Annotated in this window: 3 protein-coding genes; 1 reads left to right on the top strand and 2 read right to left on the bottom strand. The window is 42.3% G+C overall.

The features are described 5' to 3' along the window. Window positions 1-213: 213 nt before the first annotated feature. Window positions 214-1,725, bottom strand: coding sequence for a hypothetical protein (locus KKC46_04375; protein MBU1053051.1), 1,512 nt, complete (start codon window positions 1,723-1,725; stop codon window positions 214-216). A 292-nt stretch (window positions 1,726-2,017) separates the two neighbouring features. Continuing rightward, complete coding sequence (locus KKC46_04370; protein MBU1053050.1) at window positions 2,018-2,929, bottom strand: hypothetical protein; 912 nt, start codon at window positions 2,927-2,929, stop codon at window positions 2,018-2,020. 621 nt (window positions 2,930-3,550) lie between these two features. Between KKC46_04370 and KKC46_04365 the strand changes: the two genes are divergently transcribed. After that, window positions 3,551-5,098 (top strand): sigma 54-interacting transcriptional regulator, encoded by a 1,548-nt coding sequence (locus KKC46_04365; GenBank protein ID MBU1053049.1) that lies wholly within the window; start codon window positions 3,551-3,553, stop codon window positions 5,096-5,098. The last annotated feature ends 190 nt before the right edge of the window (window positions 5,099-5,288 follow it).

Here is a 5,288-nt window from a genome sequence, read left to right as displayed (position 1 = left end):
GTCTTTATATTGGGCGCAGTTGCTCTTGTCGATTACCTTAGCGAGTTCTTCGGCAGCAGACATAGAAACGCCACCTAAAAACATTATCAATGCCAGAAACAACGGCAATATGAAATACTTTATGCAACTTATTGTTTTTTTTCTCACTTTTTCCTCCTTTATAGCTTTCCTATTATAGAAGAACTTGCTGTATGTTTTTCCTTTTCTTCATCATTACCAGTTGTAACCCAGTTTCATGGTTAACTCGCTTGTAGGAACAAGTCCGGCAAAGCTGGTCTTGGCTGTTTTGTCTCCCAAAAAAGCGTGAAGGCCTATGTTAGCATAAAGATTGCTGCTTATCTGATAGTTTACAGTTGGATGAATCATCCAGGATGCCCCTCCTGCACCGGGCCGTCCTGGGTTGCATGCAATTTGAATATACGGACCAATCCTGCCTTGATACCAACTCCACATCATGGTAAAACCGAAGATATCTAAATCCTTCATACTACTACCCGATTTTAAAGCACCGGATCTGTCTAAAGTAACATTATCCCATTCATTGATCTTTTCGTGTACCCACTCAAATCCGAAACTTGTCCTCTCATGATCGGTGATAAATGGTATCTTAATCTTCTTGTCAAGCATCAATGTCCACCGGGTAACTGGCTTGAGAACAAAGGTATCGAGACCTCCGGCTATTATTGGGCTTGGTGAAACGCCATTGCGCCTACTAAGTACATCACCTGTGTGACGGCCAATCTCACCTCTTATAACAAGGTCAATATCCGTAATATTATAACTGAAATACATGCCGTAAACATGCTGTACATTGTGGGTACCATACATTGTTGTGTCGGCAGGGTTATACACTAAGCCGGCATCATTATTTATGTCCCGGAAATAAGCCAATGAAAGACTTAGCCTCTCACCAATGTCCGCAGTAACCTTTGCACCGTATTCACTTTCATTCGTCGGCACATGTTGTTGAACATTCCTTCCTCTCATTGCGGTATAAGGTAATATTTTAACATAAGGCGCGTTCATGCCAGCAGACGGTTGACCGGCAACACTGTCAAGAGGCCCGAATTGTGCCGGGCGGATATCGGGAATCCAAAGAAAATCAAAATTAACAGCTAAACCCTTCATAGCGGGAAGACTGTAATTCAACCTAGTCATCCATAAAGGTATTTTTACATCATCAGGATTTTGAAAAAACAACTGATAGGATTGATCCTTGGGATTAATAACATCTATGATAGTGGTGAGGGATCCGGTCTCGCCCCAGGATACAAGCTGCCTCCCCGGCCTGAAGAAAGCACTGCCCAAAGACCCGCTATATACAAGGTCAACAAAAGCCTCACGTAAATCCTGCTCAAATTTGACATCTCTCTTGCCGTAGTCAAAGCGCGACAGCCCCATATCGTCACGGACGTCACCATATTCATTAGCCCGTAAATCGTATATAGAGTCATAAGCACCGCGAAAGGTCAAATGAACTTTAGAGACTGAGAAAGGTCCCGCAGCCATATCAGGATAAACGTCAACATCGAATTTCAAGGTATTTCTCTGCTGAACCCCTTCTGCTTCTTCGAAAAAACCGTTTTGGATTCCTGTTGTATCACGCAGAACAAAGTTAGATTCGAAATAACCATGAAAGCTAGTTTCCGCCATAACCTCTGCAGAAAACATCAGTAAAATGGACGCTATTGCAATAAAATATAAAAATCTTCTTTTCCTAGGCATTTAAATTGCCCTCCTTTTCTGTAAGTAATGTTTAAAATAACAAGCTTACAAATATTACCCCCCCCCCTTACTCCCTATGCTTTTTTTGGTCTTATAAATAGCCCTCCTTTCGGTAAAAGTAGAATGCCAACCACTTCTCTTGTTATTGAGATATATAATACATTAGTTAAAACACAGAATAATTATCAGCAAAGAATACTTCGAATTGCATTTATCACATGGCATTTGTGGATACCCATAAGAACTAAGTATCTCAGGTCAACGGGCCTGTGCTTGCGCAGATATGTAAGCTTTACGTCGCTACTTCAGAATCCGATGTCGCCCACGGTAATTTCCATCTCGACTTGGAAGTTATAGCAACTATATTATGTAGAGTGATAAGTATGAGGATGCTTAGTCCGAGAGAGATAAACCACAGCGTCCACTGACCCCAGGCTGGCATCCCGGCGATGTTAAGTGCACAAACTATCGGAACATCCATTATGCCCCACCCGGCAGCAAATGCAAAGAAAGGTAACAGAGAAATGAGTGGCCGCTTCCAGCCCGTAAGCACTGGTACAAAAAAGTACATTAGAACACCACCAAAGAGCCATGAAGTTGCATTGATCCAGACATTATACAGCGGGAAACCCATGATTGTGAGCATTTGGGGCGGTTGATACACGTATTGCTCCCCCATTGCGATGCCAGGAACCTCCATCGCCATGTTACTCAGTGCAATCGCTGCCCATAGAATGATAAATCCCTTGGTATTCAATCCTTTTTTCAGATAACGGTAGGCAATGTAAGAAACGACCGGAAATATTGCAACATAGCCGATACCTAGCCCCAGCCCCATAGGCATTCCATAGTTCCAAAATACCGGCAACATTGCATTAGCCGGCTGTGTGACATGAACAAGGACTTCAAGGTTTCCCTCATTAAAAAAAGCTATCATCCCGGCACCCATTGTAGAAAGAAGTATAGAATCCTTATGGCGTATTAATCTATATACCGCATAAGCGATAACAACCAATAGAATTACTGATGTCCAGATCAGCTGGTACTTTTGTATGAAGTCAGGTGCTATTTGATCAACTTGCAGTGGAAAGAGGTTCCCGTAATCAGCTATTTCTTCAGCCTGTACAAGACCACAATAAAAAAGAGGAATGAAAAATAAATACCATTTTAAGCATCTTAAATATCTAAATTGTTTCATTTCCATTTTTACTCCTTTAGTCTCATTTTTCTTCGTTATCGTTTATATTTCCTTAAGCATGAAACGGCTCTATTACAGTAATACATAACCGATGGCCTAAGACAGCAGGAACATGACGATTCTGCCACACTCAAAATAGGTAACTTTAATAGAAATGCTGTAACAATCAGGTAAGAAAAAATTGCCATCAAAGTATCCAGGCATGCAATAATGCATTGAATTACCCGTATGCCACCGAAGGCCCCAAACTTTCTTTACCCCTGCGGCTCCTTTTGTATTTCAAACTTCTTTTTGTAAATTTATATTTATATGCAGGCATACGTGAATGTGCATGCCGTTTTTTAACTTTTTACAGAGTGTGGAATTGATATGCTTGCACTACATTGAAAAATGGGATGAACTAATTTGTCTCGATCACTTTAGTTTAATATTGTTGATTCGCTAAATTTAGCATAAATCATGCCAAAAAATTTATGCTAATAACTACAAATATTTAAACAGACACGGCCGCTATTAATATCTGATTTAATGTTTATTGTGTTATATTTGATACTATTGCATGTTATATTTGACATCTGTTGCGCTAACGTGTTAAATAAGACAAATTATATTTAACAGGAGCTATTAATGCCGATAAACGAAAATTATTTTTTCCGGGAAGCAACGCTGAGGATTTGCGGTAGCCTTGAGATTGAGAGAGCGCTTTGGGATTGTTTTATGTACATCCGTGACTATATCCCAGCAGATATAATGCTCATCGTTGTTTATGATACAGTGACAGGAATTGGTGAAATCATAGCCAAGGCGGATTTAAGTGGGGGAGAAATTAGCTCTGTCAAAACGATTGCCCCAACAAATACGAAACAACTTATCGAGGAAATGAAGATAAATCCTCAGATAAGACCGAAAGTATTTGTGGCCGATCGAATTTGCGATCATCCGATTATGGGATATTTATCGGAAATTATAGGTGATCCCGATGCTGCCTTTATGGCGATCGGAACAAAGCCGGAATGGGATTTTTTTGGTGGTATACTTATTGGTAATAATGGAGAAGAAAAGTACTTCGAGAAGCATGCCCGGCTATTTTCGCTTTTACACGAACCCTTTGCCATCTCCCTCAGTAATTACCTGCGTTATAGGGAGGTTCTGCGACTCAAGGAGATTCTGACAGATGACAACCGGTATTTGCAGGAAGAATTGCGGCAACAAACGGGTGAAGAAATTGTGGGTTCTCAATTCGGCTTGAAGCAGGTAATGGAAATGGTCGGCCGGGTTGCTCCCCTGGCTAGCCCTGTCCTGTTGCTGGGAGAAACGGGAACCGGAAAAGAGCTTATAGCCACGGCTATTCATAATCTGTCACCGCGTAGAAACGGTCCATTTATCAAGGTAAACTGTGGCGCTATTCCGGAATCCCTTATGGATAGTGAGCTTTTCGGCCATGAGAAGGGCGCATTTACAGGCGCTTTTTTTCAGAAACGCGGCCGATTTGAACGCGCCCAGGGGGGCACTATCTTTCTCGATGAGATCGGCGAGTTAACACCGGGGGCACAGATCAGGCTTTTACGAGTAATACAGGAAAAGGAATTTGAACGGGTTGGCGGGACAGAAACCATCAAGGTTGATATTCGTGTCATTGCCGCTACTCACCGTAATCTGGAGGCCATGCTGGCGGAGGGGAAGTTCCGTGAGGACCTATATTTCCGCCTCCGGGTTTTTCCCATTGTGATTCCGCCGCTACGTGACCGACGCGCTGATATTCCCGCCCTGGTGCAATATTTTATAATGAAAAAGACCAGAGAGCTGGGATTTATGGAAATTCCATCCTTAGCCCCAGGAGCTATAGACAAACTGATGCAATACGAATGGCCGGGTAATGTCAGGGAACTGCAGAACTCCGTGGAACGCGCACTTATCTTAAACAGGGAAAAACCGCTTGTCTTTGATAATTCGGATTATACCATACCTCACTCAAATATCATGATCCCCGCAACAGATGCGGGAAACGCTCTTAGTTTTGAGCAAGCAACCTCACAAATGATTATAAAGGCTCTTGAGATGTCCGGCGGACGTGTGGGCGGGGAAAAAGGTGCTGCAAAACTTCTGAAATTAAATCCTTCAACTCTCCGGGCAAAAATGCGAAAGCTTGGCATCCCTTTTGGCCGTTTAGGGTAAGTGGTGTTACAGTCACATTATCGTTAATAGCATATGAATTGATACTTGAGAGCCACTTTCAAAACGTTTCAGTTTGGTCAAGCTCAAGGCGGGAGAAAATTTCAACCACAGGAATACATCGAGTATTTCGAGGATTGAAATTTGAGCCCAACGCAGAGATCGGCCAAAATGGGGCGTTTTGAAACTGGCT

The sequence above is a fragment of the Pseudomonadota bacterium genome, from assembly GCA_018817425.1.
GTDB lineage: Bacteria > Desulfobacterota > Desulfobacteria > Desulfobacterales > RPRI01 > RPRI01.
Note: the sequence above shows the minus strand (reverse complement) of the source record. Positions and strands in the feature narration are given on the sequence as shown.